The organism is Methanobrevibacter sp. (genome assembly GCF_045603845.1).
Classification (GTDB): Archaea; Methanobacteriota; Methanobacteria; order Methanobacteriales; family Methanobacteriaceae; genus Methanocatella.
Window position 1 is genome coordinate 18,836 of record NZ_JAZUMY010000023.1, and the last position, 20,609, is coordinate 39,444.

3 protein-coding genes are annotated in these 20,609 nt (G+C 31.7%); all 3 read right to left on the reverse strand.

The genetic code is table 11. The annotated features are described in order from the left end of the window. Positions 1 to 120: 120 nt before the first annotated feature. A complete protein-coding gene (locus ACKI2W_RS02480) occupies positions 121 to 5,898 on the reverse strand; it encodes an Ig-like domain repeat protein (protein ID WP_407378950.1) in 5,778 nt (1,925 codons plus the stop codon). A 117-nt stretch (positions 5,899 to 6,015) separates the two neighbouring features. Continuing rightward, a complete protein-coding gene (locus ACKI2W_RS02485; RefSeq protein WP_407378951.1) occupies positions 6,016 to 12,939 on the reverse strand; it encodes a hypothetical protein in 6,924 nt (2,307 codons plus the stop codon). A gap of 111 nt (positions 12,940 to 13,050) precedes the next feature. Beyond that, a complete protein-coding gene (locus tag ACKI2W_RS02490) occupies positions 13,051 to 20,376 on the reverse strand; it encodes an Ig-like domain repeat protein (protein ID WP_407378952.1) in 7,326 nt (2,441 codons plus the stop codon). Positions 20,377 to 20,609 lie beyond the last annotated feature (233 nt).

The following is a 20,609-nucleotide window of genomic DNA, read 5'->3' on the forward strand; positions in this document are numbered from 1 at the left end:
CAAGATAAATGTATAATTCAAATTCAGTAATGTTTGAATTAAAACACAATTCAAAAAGAAACAAGCATTGACAAAACTTATAAATTGTGATAAAATGTGGTGATGGTTTTTTTGAGTGTTTTATGGTGTTACTTTTACGGTGTTTGATGTTATTGCAGTGCCGTATTGGGAGGTTATTATATAGGTTCCTGCTTGCAGGTTGATGTTGAGTCTTGCTGTTCCGTTTTCGTCTGTTGTTCTGTCGTAGAATACTCCGTTGATGTTGAATGTTATTTTTTCGTTTGCCTGTGGTTTTCCTTGTCCGTTTAGGAGTGTTGCTTCAAATGGATTTGCTGTTCCGTATTTTTTTGTCAGGTCTTTTGTTTGTAGTGTTGGGAGCACTTTTATGTTGTTTGATGCTAGGCATCCTTCGTATTCTGCGGTTATTATGAATGTTCCTGGTTGCAGGTTGATGTTGATTTTTGCGTATCCTGATTCGTTTGTGTATCTTTCGTAAAATACTCCGTTGATGTTGAATGTTACTTTTTCACTTTTTCCTGCTACCTGTCCGTTGGATTTGATGATTTTTACAGTGTATTGTGATTCGTTTCTGTAGTATTTCGTTAAATCATTGTTTTCCTGTATTTTTGAGAGTACGGTTATTGTGTTGGAGTGTTGTTCACTGGTTTCTGGGTTGGTTGCTGTTATTATGTATTCTCCTGTGTTTAGGTTGATTGTGAGTTGTGCTGTTCCGTTTTCGTTTGTGTTTCTGTAGTAGAGTACTCCGTTTATGTTGAACATGATTTGTGTGTTTTTAAGGAGTTCTCCTTTTTTGTTGTAGAATGTTGCACGGTATTGTGTGTCGTTTCTATACATTTTAACAAGGTCATTTCCGTTGATTGTTGATTTTACCAAAATACTGTTTACTTTGCTTAGGTTGTTGTATTGGGTTGTAATGTTGTATTTTCCGCTGTTCAGGTTTATTGCGATTCCCGCATAACCTTGATTGTCGGTTGTTTTTGAGTATGTTCTGTTGTTTATTGTGAAGTTCACAGTTCTGTTTGTTAATGGTGTGTTGTTTTCTGTGAGTCTTATTGTGAATCTTGATCCGTCTCTGTAAAACATTTCAAGGTTTTCATTTTCGATTTTTTCTAGGTCATATTCAATGATTTCAAGTTTATTTGTTGTTGAAATGTTGTTATACTTTGTTGTTATTGTATAGTTTCCTTTTTTGAGGTTTAAATTGATTTTCGCTTGACCGTTGTTATCAGTTGTATTTGTATAGGTTTCACCATCAACATCAAATGTTATTATTTGGTTTTCGATTGTTTTGTTGTTATGGTTTGTCAGTGTCACAATGTAGTCAAAGTCGAAGTTTTCATAGGATTTTGCATTGATTCCTGTTAATTGGTAGGTTTCTATGATTTCAAGTTTTCCTGTAAGTTTGATGTTTCTGTAAGTTGATGTTATTGTGTAGTTTCCTTTTTGAAGGTTTAAATTCAATATTGCTTGACCATTATTGTCAGTTTTGTTTGTGTAGGTTTTTCCGTTAACTTTGAAGGTTATTTCTGCATTGTTAACTGCTTTTTCTTCATGATTGGTTAGGTTGACTTTGTATTGGAAATCAGTTTCGGCGTATGCTCTGATGTTAGTTGCGTTGAGGTTATATTCCTCAATTATCGTCAGGTTGTTTGTTATTGCTGTGTTTTTATATATTGCTGTTATTGTGTAGTTTCCTTCCGGCAGATTTAATGTTCTTGAGGCTTGTCCTGTTTCATTAGTTGTAGAAGTGTATCTTCTGTTGTTGATTACGAAAGTGACTGTTTTTCCGTTGATTGGAGTTCCATCAGTTCTTGTTAAGGTTATTGTGTATTTGAAGTCTGTTTTTTCAAATGCACGGATATTCTGGCCTATGATTAAGTGATCTTCTATTATTTCCAGTTCGTTTGTTGCGGTTGTGTTTTTGTATGTTGTTTTGATTGTGTAGTTTCCTTCGTTGAGGTTTAGGTTTAATATTGCCTCACCATTATTGTTGGTTGTATTTGTGTAGGTTTTTTCGTCTACTTCGAATGTTATTTCTGCGTTTGTTATGGTTTTTCCGTTGTGGTCGGTCAGATTGATTTTGTATTGGAAGTCGGTTTCAGCATAAGCTTTAATATCATTTCCGGATAAGATATAGTCTTCAATCATTTCGAGGTTATTTTCAGTTGTTGTGTTTCTGTATGTTGTTTTGATTGTGTGGTTTCCTAATTTAAGGTTTAAATTAATGACTGCTTTACCTTCAGAATCTGTTGTATTTGTGTAGGTTTTTCCGTCTACTTCAAATGTTATTTCTGCGTTTGTTATGGTTTTTCCGTTGTGGTCGGTTAGGTTGATTTTGTATTGGAAGTCTGTTTCTGCGTATGCTTTTATGTCGTTTCCGCGTAAAATATAGTCTTCAATTATTTCGAAAATGTTTTCTATTGTTGTATTTTTATAGTTGGTTGTTATTGTGTAGTTTCCGGTTTCTAAATTGAATGTTAGTGTTGATTCTCCATTGGAATTTGTGGTATTGGTATATGTTTTATTTTCAAATGTGAATGTTAGTGTAACATCTGTCATTGGATTGTTGTTGTGATCTGTTAGTTTTGTTCTGTATGTGAAGTTGACTCCTGAGTATGCTTTCACATCATTTCCTATGAGGTGTGAATCATCAACAATAATGATTTTAGCGGTTTTTGTAATGTTTTTGTAGGTGCTTGTTATTGTGTAGTTTCCTTCTTTGAGGTTTAAATTAAGTATTGCTATTCCGTTTTCATCGGTTTTGTTTGTGCATGTTTTTCCGTCAACTTCGAATTTAATCTCTGCGTTTGTTATTGCTTTTCCGTTGTGGTCTTTTAGTTGTATTGTGTATGTAAAATCAATGTTTGTGTATGCCTGTGTGTCGTTTCCATTTAGGAATGCGTCCTCAAGTATTGTTATCGTGTTTTTTAGGGTTTTGTTTTTGTATTGTGCCGTGACTGTGTAATTGCCTACATTTAAGTCTAGTTTGAGTGTTATGCTTCCGTCATACTCTGTTGTTTCTGTGTATGTTTCATTGTTTATTGTTATTGTAATGTTTTTGTTTGCTATTCCGTATCCTTCTTCGTCTGTTAATGTTATGTAATATGTTGCGTTTTGTGTGTTGTAGAATGTTTCATCATATCCGGTTAAATTAACTAACTCTTCGTATTCGTATGTTAAGTTGTATGTTGAGTAGTTGTAGTATCCGTTTCCCTGGTAGTAGATGAATATGTTGTTTTCGGCTTTGGTGAAGTTTATCGGCAGTTCAATTTTACTGTCTGTTAAGTTAACTTCATAAATTTCATCGTTTATGTAGATTAGCACGGTTCCGGTTGTTTTCGGTTCTACATCAATATATAATGTGCTGTTTTCTATTTTTGCGGTTATGTTGCTTTGGAGTTTTTTGGCTGTAAATGTTGATGTTGCGTTGCTTGGGCCGTATTTTTTATCTCCCTGGAAGTAAACCGTTACATTGTATATTCCCCCGGTCACGTTGTTGATTGTAACTGTATTTCCTCCGTTTTTAAGAAATATTATTTCCGTGTGGTTATTTATTATTAATGTTGCCTCTCCTGCGACTTCTCCTTTAGGGTTTAATGTGATTGTCAATATTTCGTCTTCGCCTGCATTAATGTCGGTTGCATTTATTGTCAGGTTTGTTTCATACTTTTTGACTTTAAATATTGCTGTTGCATTGCAGGATTCGTAGTATCTGTTTTCCCATGTTTCTAGTGTAATAATATATTCTCCGGCAGCATAGTTTTTAAGGGTTAATTCAGTTCCGTTTCTCACATATGTATTCTTCTTCGTTGTTTTGTTGTTTTCATCTGTTATGTAGAGATATGCCTGTGTTGACACTTTTTCGGGATCTATTGTTATTTTAATTTTTCCTTGTTCTCCATAGTAAATTTCATCTATGGTCATGTTAATATGTGTAGGTCTTTTTGATACGGTATAATTTTTATGGAAAATTGATTTGCAGTAGTCTTCATCTCCTTCATATTTAATAATTAAATCATAGGTCTTTGGGATTAAACCAGAAACACTTAGGCTAGCTTTTGTATTATTGATGTTTGCACTGTATTTTTGTTCGTCAATAATAACCGTAATTTTTCCTGTTGGCTGATGAGTGTAATTTCCAGTCACGGTCATGTAAAATGTGGCATCATCGCCGTAATAAATTTCTTCAGCTTCCACATCCATATCGCATAATTCCTTACCCACATCAATATCTGCAGTCTGTATGTTTCCTCCAAGATTTGCTATGACCTTATATGATCCTTTAACGTCACTTTGATTAAATTCCACACTGGCTTTTCCGTCTACAATTTTTTTGGTAATGTTTTGTCCATTAACGGTAAATGTAACGTATAATTCAGGTAATTGTGAATAGTCAACCGTATGCTTTTCATACATTAATGTCATTACTTCAGTGATGTTTGTCTTTTCGCTGATGTTTAGGATTGTGTATTCAGGTTCCAATGATATTTTCCAGTATTTTGTCACATTTAATGTTCCGTAGAGGTGGTAATTGCTTAAGGGATCTTCTCCGTTCCAGGAGTTGTTTTCAAGAGAAATTGCACTTCCTGCACGAATCATTACATCCTGAACTACTGTTGACATTGCATATGTGTTGTTGTTTAAAAATACGCATGAAGTAACATTTAAAAGTCCTTCTCCGGTATTGTAAATGTTTCCGGAACCGATATCATAATAGATTGGATTATAAACTAATGATTCTGCCTGATTGTTTTCAAAAACAGTTCTCACAGCAGTAAATAACCCTTCATTATGAACTGCTCCTTGTATTCTTCCCTGGTAAGCATGTACGGTAATGATATTTTTGATTATTGAATCTTCAACTGTGATATCGCCAATGTTTGCTATTGCAGTTCCAAGAGAATGTCTTCCAATTGGGTCTGAAACTTTAGCTCCATTTATATCTGATATTTCAACTTTTTTAAGTACTATTGTTCCATTGTTGTAGATGGATCCTCCATGATATCCCAAATCGATTACTTCGGTGTTTTTAAATGTTGAATTAGTTATTATCGCATTACCGAAATTACAGATATCTCCACCTCTTCCTCCGTCTGCACGGGTTTTAATACTGTCTTCTATTAATGATCCTCCATGGCATGTTGCTTTGTTATATCTGAATGCGGAGTTTGAAAGGGTTAAATTTCCTCTGTTGTAAATTGCTCCGCCGCTTCCTGCATAATTTTCAGTGAAATTGGAGTTATCAATTATCAGGTTTCCAATATTTCTAATTGCACCACCTAAAACACTATTAAAAATGTCATTAACTCTGTCTTTATTATTTTTAAATAATGTATTGTTTATTGTTAGATTTCCTGCATTGTAAATGCTTGATTTCGTATTGTCCTTTATTATACAATTTTCAATTATGACATTTGAATCTTTATTGATGTCTATTACTGATCCGTAATTGCTGCTAATGGTTGCATTAACAAACTGGATATTTTTCATTGTTAATTTTGTGGTATTGGATATGGTTAATATTTTGTATATGTTTTCTCCACTTATTATGGTGCTGTTAGATCCAATAAGGTTTATAATATTTTTATTTTCGATTTTAAGTTGCGTATTTCCATCACCAGTAAATGTTCCATTACTCAAATATATATTTGAAGTTCCATTGGGTGGTGTCAAATCTATTGCTTTTTGAATTGTTTTAACTGGATTGTCCCAGTTATTGCCTGTATTATCATTATTTCCGTTATTTATATCAACATATAAATTAAAATTATCATTTTCATTTAAAATTTCAGTATTATTGTCTGTTGCATAAATACTTGAAATATTGATGAAAATCGTTAGAATTATTAATAAAATCAATATTTTTTTCAAATTCATATTTGGTCTCCTTTCATGAAAGTTAATTTATAATTATATCAAATATGATTTAAATAATTTAAGTATTATTGATGCATTTTAAAATAAAATTGGGGTGATGGTGTTTTTTTGTGGTGTTTATGGTGTTACTTTAACTGTGTTTGATGTTATTGCAGTGCCGTATTGGGAGGTTATTATGTATTCTCCCGGCTGCAGGTTTATGTTGAGTCTGGATATTCCATTTTCATCGGTTGTTCTCTCGTAAAATACTCCGTTGATGTTGAATGTTATGTTTTTGTTTGTTTGTGGTTTTCCTTGTCCGTTTAGAAGTGTGGCTTCAAATGGATTAGCTGTTCCGTATTTTTTGGTTAAGTCTTTTGCCTGTAGTGTTGGGAGTACTTTTATATTATTTGATGCTTGGCATCCTTCGTATTCTGCGGTTATTATGTATGTTCCTGGCTGGAGGTTGATGTTTAGTTTAGCATATCCTGATTCGTTTGTGTATCTTTCGTAGAATACTCCGTTGATGTTGAATGTTACTTTTTCTCCTTTTTCTGCTACTTGTCCGTTGGATTTTATGATTTTTACGGTGTATTGTGATTCGTTTCTGTAGTATTTTGTTAAATCATGGTTTTCCTGTATTTTTGAGATTACTGTTATTGTGTTTGAGTGTTGTTGTGTTGTTTCTGGGTTAGTTGCTGTTATTATGTATTTTCCTGTGTTTAGGTTGATTGTGAGTTGTGCTGTTCCGTTTTCGTTTGTGTTTCTGTAGTATAGTACTCCGTTTATGTTGAATGTGATTTGTGTGTTTTTGAGGAGTTCTCCTTTTTTGTTGTAGAATGTTGCACGGTATTGTGTGTTGTTTCTAAACATTTTAACGAGGTTATTTCCGTTGATTGTTGATTTTACCAGAATGCTGTTTACTTTGGTTAGGTTGATGTATTGGCTTGTAATGTTGTATTTTCCGCTGTTCAGGTTTATTGCGATTCCTGCATAACCTTGATTGTCTGTTGTTCTTGTGTATGTTGCTCCGTGGACTGTGAATTTAACTGTCTTGTTTGTCAGTGGAGTGTTGTTTTCTGTGAGTCTTATGGTGAATCTTGATCCGTCTTTATAAAACATTTCAAGGTCTTTACTTTCGATTTTTTCCAGGTCATATTCAATGATTTCTAATTTGTTTGTTGTTGTGATATTGTTGTATATTGCAGTTATTGTATAGTTTCCTTTTTTGAGGTTTAATGTGATTGTAGCTTGTCCATTATTGTTTGTTGTATTTGTATATGTTTTACCGTCAACATTGAATGTAATTTCTTGATTTTCGATTGTTTTATTGTTGTGGTTTGTTAGTGTCACAATGTATTCAAAGTCGAAGTTTTCATAGGATTTTACATTGATTCCTGTTAATTGATAGTTTTCTATGATTTCTAGTTTTCCTGTAAGTTTGATGTTTCTGTATGTTGATGTTATTGTGTAGTTTCCTTTTTGAAGGTTTAGGTTCAATATTGCTTGTCCGTTGGTATTTGTCCTGTTTGTGTATGTTTTTCCGTCAACTTCGAAGGTTATTTCTGCATTTTTCACTGCTTTTCTGTCGTGATTGGTTAGGTTGACTTTGTATTGGAAGTCAGTTTCTGCGTATGCTCTTATGTTAGTTGCGTTGAGGTTGTATTCTTCGATTATTGTCAGGTTGTTTGTTATTGCTGTGTTTTTATATATTGCTGTTATTGTGTAGTTTCCTTCTGGTAGATTGAGTGTTCTTGAAGCTTGTCCGGTTTCGTTTGTTGTTGATGTGTATCTTCTGTTGTTGATTACAAAAGTGACTGTTTTACCGTTGATTGGTGTTCCGTCAGTTCTTGTTAAAGTTATTGTGTATTTGAAGTCAGTATTTTCAAATGCACGTATATTCTGTCCTGTAATCACATAATCTTCTATTATTTCCAATTTGTTGCTTGTGGTAGTATTTTTGTATGTTGTTTTTATTGTGTAGTTTCCTTCGTTGAGGTTTAAATTTAATATTGTTCGTCCATTATTATCAGTTATATTTGTATAGGTTTTATCATCAACTTCAAAGGTTATTTCCGCATTTGCTATTGCTTTTCCGTTGTGATCTGTCAGGTTTACTTTGTATTGGAAATCAGTTTCTGCGTATGCTTTAACATCATTTCCTGATAGGATGTAGTCTTCAATCATTTCAAGGTTATTTTCAGTTGTTGTGTTTCGGTAGGTTGCTTTGATTGTGTGATTTCCTAATTTAAGATTTAAATTAACAATAGCTTTTCCTTCAGAATCGGTTGTGTTTGTATATGTTTTTCCACCTATCTCAAATGTAACTTCAGTGTTTCTTATGGCTTTCCCGTTGTGGTCGGTTAGGTTTACTTTGTATTGGAAATCAGTTTCTGCATATGCTTTTATATCGTTTCCACGTAAAATATAATCTTCAATTATTTCGAGAATATTTTCTATGGTTGTGTTTTTGTATATGGTTTTGATTGCGTAGTTTCCTGTTTCCAGGTTGAGTGTTAATGTTGCTTCTCCTTTTGAATTGGTTTTGTTGGTATAAGTTTCATTTCCAATTTTGAAGGTTATTGTAGCATCAGTTATTGGGTTGTTGTTGTGGTCTGTTAGTGTTGTTTTGTATGTGAAGTTGACTCCTGAGTATGCTTTTACATCATTTCCAACTAGATGTGAGTCATCTATTATGATGAGTATGTTGGTGTGCTTAACTGTTTTGTATGTTGTTGTTATTGTGTAGTTTCCTTCTTTGAGGTTTAGTGTGATTTGTGTTTCTCCTTTGTTGTTGGTTGTGTTTGTGTAGGTTTTTCCGTTTATTTCGAATGTGATTTTTGCGTTTTTGATTGCTTTTCCGTTGTGGTCTTTTAATGTTGCTTTGAATGTGAAGTCTGTGTTTTCATATGCTTTTGTGTCATTTGCGTTTATGAATGCGTCTTCGAGTATTGTTATTGTGTTTGTTGTTGTTTTGTTTTTGTATTGTGCTGTTGCTGTGTAGTTTCCAGTGTTTAGTTTGATGTTTAGTGTTATGCTTCCGTCGCTGTTTGTGATTTTTTCGAAGCTTTCATTGTTTATTGTGATTGTGACAGTTTTGTTTGCAATTCCGTATCCTTCTTCATCGGTTAATGTTACGTAATATGTAGCATTTTCTGTGTTATATGATGTTGCATCATATCCTGTTAAATTTACAAGTTCTTCATATTCATATGTTAGGTTTGTTGTTGTGTAATTGTAGTATCCATCTCCTTGGTAGTAGATAAATATGTTGTTTTGGACTTTTGTGAAATTGATTGGTAATGCTATTTTGCTGTTTGTTAGGTTTACTTCGTAGATATCATCATTTACATATATTAATACTTTTCCTGTTGAATTAGGTGTTGTATTAATAAATAATGTGTTGTTTTCTATTTTTGCTGTTATGTTGCTTTGCAGTTTTTTGGCTGTGAATGTTGTTGTTGCGTTGCTCGGACCGTATTTTTTATCTCCAGGGAAGGTTACTGTAACTGTGTATATTCCTCCGGTTACGTTGGTTATTGTTACTGTGTTTTCTCCGTTTTTAAGGAATATTATTTCTGTATGGTTGTTTATTGTGAGTGTGGCTTCTCCTGCAACTTCTCCTTTTGGATTTAGGATTATTGTGAGTATTTCATTTTCACCTGCATTGATATTGGTTGCGTTTATTGTTAAATTGGTTGGATATTTATTTACTTTAAATATTGCTGTTGCATTTGATGATTCATAGTATCTGTTTCCCCATGTTTCTAAAGTTAAGTTGTATTGGCCTGCGGCATAGTTTTTGAGTTTTAGTTCTGTCCCATTTCTTACGTATACTGTCTTTTTTGTTGTTTGGTTGTTTTTGTCAGTGATGTATAGGTATGCTTGTGTTGATACTTTTTCTGGAGATAATGTGACTTTTAATATTCCTATTTCACCGTATTTGATTTCATTTACTGTAATGTTCATTTTTGTTGGTTGTTTGTGGACTGTGTAATTGTGGTGGTAGTATGATTTAAAGTAGTCTTCGTCTCCTTCATATTTGATTATTAGGTCGTATGTTTTTGGTATTAGTTCTGGTATTGTTATTTCGGCTTTTGTATCTTTGATATTTGTGGTGTATTTCTTTTCATCTATTATTACTGAGACTTTTCCAGTTGGTTGGTGTGTTAAGTTTCCGGTTATGGTCATGTAGAATGTTGCATTATCTGGGTAGGTTATTTCTTCTGCTTTTACATTCATTTGTGAGTAATTTTTACCTATGTCTACTGTGATTTGTTGGATGCAGTATCCTATTCTTGCGGTGATTTCGTATGATCCTTTGGTGTTTGTTTTGTTGAATTCTATTGTTGCTTTTCCGTTTATCATTGGGGTGTATATTGTTTGTTTTTCATTGTTTCCGGTAATTGTGTATTCTACTGTTATGTTTGGGAGTAATTCGTAGTGTTCGTAGTATTTTCCGTTGTCTAGTTTTAGTGTTGTTGTGATATTTGTTTTTTCTCCGATTTGGAGTGGTATGTATTCTTCTTCAGTTTCAAATACAAAATAATGGCCAATGTTTGCTGTTGCGTAATCGTTATATGGGTCTTTGTTGGTATCAAAATAGTTGTTACTGATTTCTGTTTTTCCTTCCTCATTCATTATGAATATGATGATATTTCTTGTTTCTTCTCCCCACCTATTTATTTTTGTTGTTGTGTTTGTGTTTATGAATAAGTTATGGGTTATTTTTATTTCTCCATTGTTGTAGATACCATAGGTTCCTGATCCGCTATCTGCAACATAATTTTTAAAGTCGAGGATATTTCTTTCAATCAACATAGTTCCTTCGTTTGCTATTGTTCCGAAATATAATCTAGGATAACTTCCTCCTAATCCAATACTTGTGTCTATAAAGGAAGAATTGTATATTATTGCATTTCCATCTTCTTTATTATTTATTATTCCGAATGAACTAGAACATTTCTCGAAAAGTATTGAATTAATGTTTAAAGTTCCTTCGTTTAATATAGCTCCTCCTTCATTGGAATTACTATTGCTTATTGATGATTGGGAAATGTTTAACTCACCTTTGTTGTATATTGATCCTCCTCTTGCTCGATCAGCAGATGTTTTGTTAATTCTTGTATTTTCTATATTTAACTTACCAGAATTGTAAATTACTCCTCCATAGATGTTATAGGTATAAGATACGCTAAGGGAAGTATTGTTAAAGTAAGAATTGTTAATGCTCATTTCGCCTTCGTTTACTATTGCTCCTCCAATTTCATTTGTTTTTATATTATTTGTGATTATTTTATTGAGTGTTGCATTGCCTGAATTATATATCGCTCCAGCAGATGTGGCACTTAATCCTTTAAATGAACTTTCTTCAATATGCAATGTTCCTTCATTGTTAATTGCACTGGCTTTTGTTAAAAAGCTTGTTGCTGGTACACCATGTACTCCGTATGCTTCATATGGATTATAAATATAAAATAATATGTAGTTTGAAGCTGAAAGAGGTGAACCTATTCCTTTTTTTCCGACCCATGTAATGTTTTCAATATGGCAATTTAAGATATTCATTTCACCTAAATTATCTATTAATCCTGTAAGGGTAGTGGGATCAAAGGTTTTGATGTATGATGAAATCAATTCAGTGTTGTTGAGTTTTTTAGGATAAGATGTTGTTTTCAGTATAGGTAATTCAATATTTGTATTTGTGATATTTGTATTTTTAAGAGTTATATTTCCATTATTGTGGATTATTTTTGTGGATACGTTATTAAAAATATTATTTTTCATTTTTAAAAATGAATTTTTTAAATTATAAATTAAATAACTTGAATTTACCGTTTGATTGTCTAATTCAATATATCTTGGCAATTTTATATTTTCATATGTTGTGTTTTCAAGTTCAATTGTATTCTGATTATAAATTAAAGTAAATGTATTGTCATTCATATTCATTTTGTTGAATGTTTTTATTCCATCAATGTCCTTAAATGTTGAGTTGATTATTTTAAGATTTCCAGTGTTATTAATAATTTTTCCATTGGTTTGTGTGAAAATACAGTTTTCTAATATGCAATTTACATTTTTAATATTTAACATGTAATCTGAAGCATTTTTAAAAGTAATATTGGTTAATTTTACATTGGATGCGATTTCAAATATTTCTGAATTTTCCAAAGCATCGATTGTTACATTATTTCCAATTATTGAAATGTTTTTAGTGATATTTATTTTTGAGTTAATATAAAAGTTAGTGTTATTTAAAATGATTGTTCCATTTTCTTCTACTAATTCAAGTGCCTTATTCAAAGATTCGGCATTGTTTAACCATGAGGAATTGGAAGTATATATTTTATTATTATTTAAAATTCTAATGGAGTTTTCATTTAAATTAGTTATTGGAATTTTTGTCAATCCGTGGAATACAAGAGTATTTGATGAAAAACTACATAATATTAATCTTAATTCTGTAGTGTTGTCTTGTAATTTGTATTTAAATGAGGTTGTAAATGCATAGTTTGGTTTTAAGTTAGCCCATGAAGAATCTTCGGGGCTTATAGGATAATCCGTATTTGAAACGGAGTTTTCTGGTATTATTCCAATAATTTTATCATTTGCCTGTACTCTTATAGGGTATCTTTCTAAAGTAAAAATATTACTGCAGATTGTTCCATTAAATTCTACATTAATTGTCACGTAATTGTTTGAATCAATATCTTCTGCACTAATATTAAATTCTTTTATTACTAGTACTGGTTCGTGATGGGGCCCATGATATACTCCGGTAATAGGATAGTTTATGGAGGGATCTTTAGTATAATCATAGTAACTATCATTATATTCATTATATTCGTAATCACCCTCAAAATAACTGTTTCCAGTACCAGAAGGGTAGTTGCCAATAATTTCATATTGAATATCTTCAGTATTGGTAATTTCTAGTAGAAAATCAGAATTATCAATACTTGTGTCGGTGTTTATTTCACTCGCATATGATGGTGATAAAAATATCATCAATGTCAGAGCAATAATTAATATAAACATTGTTTTTTTCTTAAAATTCATTTTTTCAACTCAAATCCTTTTTCTTAATTGTTTTAATTTATATCAAATATAGTTTAAATAATTTATTATGGTTCTGAAAATTAAAAGTTGATGGTGATGGCTGTTTAGTGTTTATTCCTTGACTTGGACATTGTTTGCTATATTTAGTCCGTTGAAGGTGGTGGTTATTATGTATTTTCCAGGCATTAGGTTGATGGTTAGTTTTGCAATTCCGTCTGTGTTTGTGGTTCTTGTGTAGAATACTCCGTTGATGTTGAATGTTATTTTTTCGTTTGTTTTTGGGTTTCCTTGTCCGTCGAGTAGTGTTGCTTCGAATGCTTGTGTTGTTCCGTATTTTTTGGTTAGGTCTTTTGCTTGTATTGTTGGTAGTACTTTGATGTTGTTTGATGCTTGGCATCCTTCGTATTCTGCGGTTATTATGTAGTTGCCTGGTTGTAGGTTTATGTTTAGTTTTGCGTATCCTGATGCGTTGGTGTATCTTTCGTAGAATACTCCGTTGATGTTGAATGTTACTTTTTCTCCTGCTCCTGCTGTTTGTCCGTTGGATTTTATGATTTTTACTGTGTATTGTGATTCGTTTCTGTAGTATTTGGTTAGGTCGTTGTTTTCCTGTATTTTTGAGAGTACTGTGATAATGTTTGCGCGTTCTTCTCCGTTTTCTGGGTTTGTTGCTGTTATTATGTATTCTCCTGGGTTTAGGTTTATGTTTAGTTTTGCTTGTCCGTTTGCGTTTGTTGTTCTTGTGTAGAATACTCCGTTGATGTTGAATGTTACAGGTGTGTTTTTGAGGAGTTCTCCTTTTTTGTTGTAGAATGTTGCATGGTATTGTGTGTCGTTTTTATGCATTTTTGTCATGTTGTTTGCTATGATTGTTGATTTTATTAGAATTGTGTTTTCTTGTGTTAGGTTGTTGTATTGTGTTGTGATTTTGTGTTTTCCGCTTTCTAGGTTGATTGCGATTCCTGCGTATCCGTTGTTGTTGGTTGTTCTTGTGTATGTTCCTCCGTTAATTGTGAATGTTACTGTTTTGTTTCTTAGTGGTGTGTTGTTTTCTGTGAGTCTTATGTTGAATCTTGATCCGTCTTTGTAATACATTTCCATGTCTTGGCTTTCGATTTTTTCCAGGTCATATTCGATGATTTCTAGTTTATTTGTTGTTGTAATGTCTTTGTATGTGCTTGTTATTGTGTAGTTTCCTTTTTTAAGGTTTAGTGTTATTGTTGCTTGACCATTGGAATTGGTTTTATTGGTATATGTTTTTCCCTCAACATCAAACGTTATTATTTGGTTTTCGATTGTTTTGTTGTTGTGGTTTGTTAATGTCACAATATAGTCGAAGTCGAAGTTTTCATAGGATTTTACATTAATTCCTTTTAATTGGTATGTTTCCACGATTTCTAATTGATTTATTAGTTTTATGTTTCTGTATGTTGTTGTTATTGTGTAGTTTCCTTTTGGTAGGTTTAAGTTTAGTATTGCTTGGCCATTATTGTTTGTTTTGTTTGTGTAGGTTTTTCCGTTTATTTCGAATGTGATTTCTGCGTTTTTGACTGCTTTTCCGTCGTGATTGGTTAGGTTGACTTTGAATTGGAAATCACTTTCAGCATATGCTCGTATATTGCTTGCATTTAGGTTGTATTCTTCGATTATTGTTAGGTTGTTTGTTATTTTTGTGTTTTTGTAGATTGTGGTTATTGTGTAGTTTCCTTCTGGTAGGTTTAGTGTTTTTGAGGCTTGTCCTGTTTTGTTTGTTGTTGCTGTGTATTTTCTGTTGTTGATTATGAATGTGATTGTTTGTTCGCTTATTGGTGTTCCGTCTGTTCTTGTTAGTGTTATTGTGTATGTGAAGTCTGTGTTTTCGAATGCGCGGATGTTTTGACCGGTTATCATATGATCTTCTATTATTTCAAGTTTATTTGTGGTTGTTGTATTTTTGTATGTTGCTTTTATTGTGTAGTTTCCTTCTTTGAGGTTTAAGTTCAATTGTGTTTCACTATTATTATTAGTTGTATTTCTATATGTGGTACCGTCAACTTCGAATGTGATTTCTGCGTTTTTGATTGTTTTTCCGTTGTGGTCTGTTAGGTTGACTTTGTATGTGAAATTGGTTTCTGCATATGCTTTTATGTCGTTTCCGTTTAGGATGTAGTCTTCAATCATTTCAATGTTGTTGGTTGTTGTTGTGTTTTTATAGGTTGTTTTTATTGTGTGGTTTCCTAGTTTAAGGTTTAGTGTGATTGTTGATTGCCCTTTGTTATTTGTTGTGTTTGTGTATGTTTTGCCATTTACTTCGAATGTGATTTTTGCGTTTTTGATTGGTTTTCCGTTGTGGTCTGTTAGGTTGACTTTGTATGTGAAATTGGTTTCTGCATATGCTTTTATGTCATTTCCTTTTAGGATGTAGTCTTCGATTATTTCGAAGTTGTTTTCTATTGTTATGTTTTTGTATTGGGCGGTTATTGTGTAGTTTCCTGTTTCTAGGTTGAATGTTAGTGTTGTTTCTCCTTTGCTGTTGGTTGTGTTGGTATATGTTTTGTTTCCTATTTTGAATGTTATTGTTGCGTTTGTTATTGGGTTGTTGTTGTGGTCTGTTAGTTTTGTTCTGTATGTGAAATTGGTTCCGGAGTATGCTTTTACGTCGTTTCCAACTAGGTGTGAGTCATCGATTATTATTAATTTGTTTGTTATATTTTTGGTTTTGTATGAGGCTTTTATTGTGTAGTTTCCTTCTTTGAGGTTTAGTTCGAGTGTTGCTATTCCGTTGTTGTTTGTTGTGTTTGTGTAGGTTTTTTCATTGAATATGAATGTGATTTCTTTGTTTGGAAGTGTTTTATTGTTGTGGTCTAGTAATAAAACTTTGTATGGGAAATTTGTGTTTTCGTATGCTTTTGTGTTGTTTGCGCTTATGAATGCGTCTTCTAGTACTGTTATTTTGTTGGTTTCGGTTTGGTTTTTGTATTGGGCTGTTATTGTGTAGTTTCCTGTGTCTAAGTTTATTTTTTGTTTTACTGTACCGTTAATGTCTGTTTTTTGTGTGTATTTTTTGTTGTTTAGTGTTATTGTTATTGTTTGGTTTGCTATTTTGTTTCCTTCTTTGTCTATTAATGTTGCTGTGTATGTTCCGGTTTCTGTGTTGTAGAATGTTAGGTCTTCTCCTTTTAGGAGTATGTTTTCTATGGTTATGTTGTTTGTTTTGCTGATTGTTTTGTATGTTGTTGTGATTTTATAGTTTCCTTCTTTGAGGTTTAGTGTGATTGTTGCTAGACCATTATCGTTTGTTTTGTTGGTGTATGTTTTGTTGTTGATTATGAATGTGATTTCTGCATTTGTTATTGGTTTTTCTTTGTGGTCTTTTATTTTTGCTTGGAATGTGAAATCGATGTTGTCATATGCTTTGGTGTCGTTTGTGTTGATGAATGCGTCTTCTAGTATTATTATTGTATTTGTGGTTGTTTTGTTTCTGTATTTTGCAGTTATTGTGTAGTTTCCTACTGTTGGGTTAAGTTGGACTGTTATGCTTCCGTCGTTTCCGGTGGTGTGTTCTTGTGTTTCATTGTTTATTGTTAATGTAATTGTTCTATTTGCAATGCCGTATCCTTCTTCATCGGTTAATGTAACGTAATATGTTGCATTTTCTGTGTTGTAGAATGTTTCATCATAACCTGTTAGGTTTAATAAGGTTTCATATTCGTATGTTAGGTTGCATGTTGTGTAGTTGTAGTATCCGTCACCTTGATAGTAGATGAATATGTAGTTTTCTGCTTTTTTAAAGTTTATTGGGAATATGATTTGGCTGTTTGTCAGATTAACTTCGTAGATATCATCATTAATGTAAATCAATACTTTTCCAGTTGAATTTGGTGTTGTATTGATGTATAATGTGTTGTTTTCTATTCTTGAGGTTATGTTTGTTTGCAGTTTTTTTACAGTAAATGTGCATGATGCGGTACTTGAGGCATATTTTTTGTCTCCAGGGAATGTTACTGTAACATTATATGTTCCTCCAGTTAAGTTTACTATTGTAATGGTATTTTCTCCATTTTTGAGATATATTATGTCTGTGTAGTTGTTTATTTGGAGTATCGCTTCTCCTGCTACTTCTCCTTTTGGTGATAGTGTTATATTTAGGAGTTCTGTTTCTCCTGCATTTATGTCTGTTGCATTGATTGTTAAATTGGTTTCAAACTTGTTTACTTTAAATATTGCTGTTGCATTAGATGATTCATATTTCAGGTTTTCCCAGGTTTCTATGGTTATGTTGTATTCTCCTGCAGCATAATTTTTGAGTTTTAATTCTGTACCGTCTCTTACATAAACAGTTTTTTTCGTGGTTTTGTTTGTTTCATCTGTAATATACATGTATGCCTGTGTTGATACTCCGTTAGGTGTTAAATTGACAGTTAAAACTCCTGTTTCTCCATAATAAATTTCAGGTATTGACATGTTTATACTGGTCGGTCTTTTGTGGACAGTGTAGTTATGATGGAATATTGATTTGAAGTAGTCTTCGTCTCCTTCATATCTAATTATTAAATCGTATGTTTTGGGTATTAATCCGGTGATTGTTATGTTTGCATGTGTATTATTAATTGGAGTTGTGTATTTTTTGTCATCGACAATTACTGAAATGTGTCCTGTTGGTTGGTGTGTTAGATTTCCAATCACATTCATGTAAAATGTCGCATTCTCTCCATAGAATATTTCATCAGCCTTCACTTCCATTTGTGAGTAATTTTTACCAATATCTACTGTGATTTCTTTGATACAGTATCCTAATCTTGCAGTTATGTTGTATGATCCTTTGGTTTGTGTTTTGTTAAATGTTATACTGGCCTTTCCATTTAGCATTGGCACATTAACTATATAATTTTCATTATTTCCCGTTATGGTGAATTCTATGGTTATGTTTGGTAACAATTCGTAGTTTTTGTAGTATTTTCCATTGTCTAATTTCAATGTTGTGGTTATATTTGTTTCTTCTCCGATTTGGAGCGGAATGTATTCGGGTTCAATATCTAATACGAAATAATGTCCGACATCTGCTGATGAAAAGTTTCCATATGGGTCTTTGTTTGTATCAAAGTAGTTATGGCTGATTTCTGTATGTCCATTCTCATTTATTATGAATATAATGATATTTCTTGTTTCATCTCCCCATCTATCTACTTTTGTTGTTGTGTTTGTGTTTATGAATAGGTTGTGTGTTATTTTTATTTTTCCATTATTGTGAATACCGTAGGTTCCTGATCCGCTATCTGCAACATAATTTCTGAAGTCAAGGATATTTCTTTCAAATAACATATTTCCTTCGTTAAGTATTATTCCTACATATCTTCTTGGATAACTTTGATCTAATCCGATTTTGCAATCAATGAATGAGGAGTTATATATTGTTGCATTTCCATATTCTCTATTACTGATAATTCCATAAGAACCAGAGCATTTTTCAAAAAGTGTTGAATTTACATTTAATGTTGCACCATTGTCATTGTAAATCGCTCCTCCCTTATCAAGTGCACTGCTACTAATTATGGAAGAATAAGTAATATTTAGTTCTCCTTCGTTGAATATTGCGCCTCCTCGCATATTTGATGCATGAGTTTTATTAATTATTGTGTTTTCTATCATCAATCTGCCAGCATTATAAATGGTACCTCCTGCGAGTTGTGTGTGACTAATATCCAACTGACTGTTATTTAAATAGGAATTTGTGATGTTCATGTCTCCTTTTGTTATTATTACTCCTCCGGTTCCCCAAAATGCCTGTATATTATTAGTATTCAATCTGTTAATTGATGCGTTTCCTGTATTGTATATTGCTCCGGCTGATGTCGCTACAGCATTTTCAATACTGCTTTGTGTTAATATTAGTTTTCCACTATTATAAATTACTCCTCCCTCAAATTCATTGTATGTTTTTATTTTTCTAATATAAATTGTATGATCTTTGTTATTTACAAAATAGTCGAATTTAGCATAACCTTGAGTATATGATCTAAAGCGATCAGCTTTAAGTGAGATATTTGTAAAATTTGTATTATTAATGCTTATGAAATTGCTTGAATAAATTGGTCCGATTGTCTTTTCATCGTCCCAATTCAATTTATAGGAATAGACTTTTGCACTTTGTAAATTAATTTCTTTATCATGTATTATTTCAAGATTGGGATTTTGTACATTTATTTCTGAGAAATTACAGTTATTTATAAATAGTTTACCTTCATTAATTATTAATTCAGCATCAATTTTATAAAATGTTGAGTTTGTCATGTTTATCAATGCATTATTTGTATTGTATATTACTGAGGGATTGCTTATTTTTGCAGCACTTTTATTTTCCATAATTTTTATTTTTTTAGGCATGATAATATCATTAAAAGTTGTATTGATGATTTTTAATTCATTTTGGTTATAAATTAAAGAAGTTATGTTATTATCGACAGTATTCCATTTGGATAATGTTTGAAATTTTTTTATTTCACTGAATTTGGAATTTATTATTTTCAATTTTCCGTTATTATTAATAACTTTTCCATAGGTATTTCTGAAGGTACAATTTTCCAGAATACATTCATTTTCATTTTCAATTAAATAATCGAAGGTATTTTCAAAGAGTATATTTTTAAAGGTGACTTTGGATTTTATTTTGAAAAGATAATCATTATCCATTCCATAAATCTTCACGTTCTTCCCGATGATTGTGATATTTTTTGATATTTCGATTTGGTTGTTTAGTTTATTGTTGGAATATAATGTCAAATCATTCAGATATATGGTTCCATTATTTTCAGCAAGTTTTATTGCATTTTCAAGTGATTCGATTGAATTTGTCCAGCTTGAATTAGAAGTTATTGTTTCATTATTTTCATTTGAGATTATGATGGAGTTTTCATCAAGCCCATGTAGTGTAACAGGTAGTTTTTTTTCAAAAATCAGTGTATTTGAATCCAAGCTGCATAATTTCACTTTAAGTTCAGTATCGTAATTTTTTATTGTATAATTGAATGTTGCGTTAAACGAATATGTTGCTCCGATTGTTGTCGGATAGTCGTTATTTGACACTGATGAAAGAGGAATTTGGCCTATTATTTCTTCATTTTCCACAATATATACTGGATATTTGATTAAAGTGAATTCAGTTACTTGGGTTATTCCAGAAAAATTAACCAGAATTTCAACATTGTTGTGTGAATTAACTTTGTTGAGTGTTATTTCATAATTGTTTACAACCCATGCGGGTTCATTATTCAGACCGTTATAAGTTCCATAACCTAGTGTTGGATTTTCATCTTCATCAATCGTAGTGGTTAAAATAGTTTCACTTGAAGCATCACAATTTGTTGTAGAATTGCTATAATTAATGTTATCAATTGCATTTACACAACTCATTGATAAAAATATGCAGATTATTAATGTAATTAGTATTATCCTTTTCATTTCATACACCTTAAATTTAATTTAAATATTATAAAATTATATTGATTTATTGATTAATAATTTATATTAAAATTGATTTAATTTTTTTTGATTTAAAAAATGGAATTATTATGTATTGCTATTACATGCCATTTATTTAAATTTTAAATTTTTTATACATATATAGTTTATATTATGTTTTACTATTTTATAATATAAAAAATGGATATATTTTTATATTTAATTGATATAAT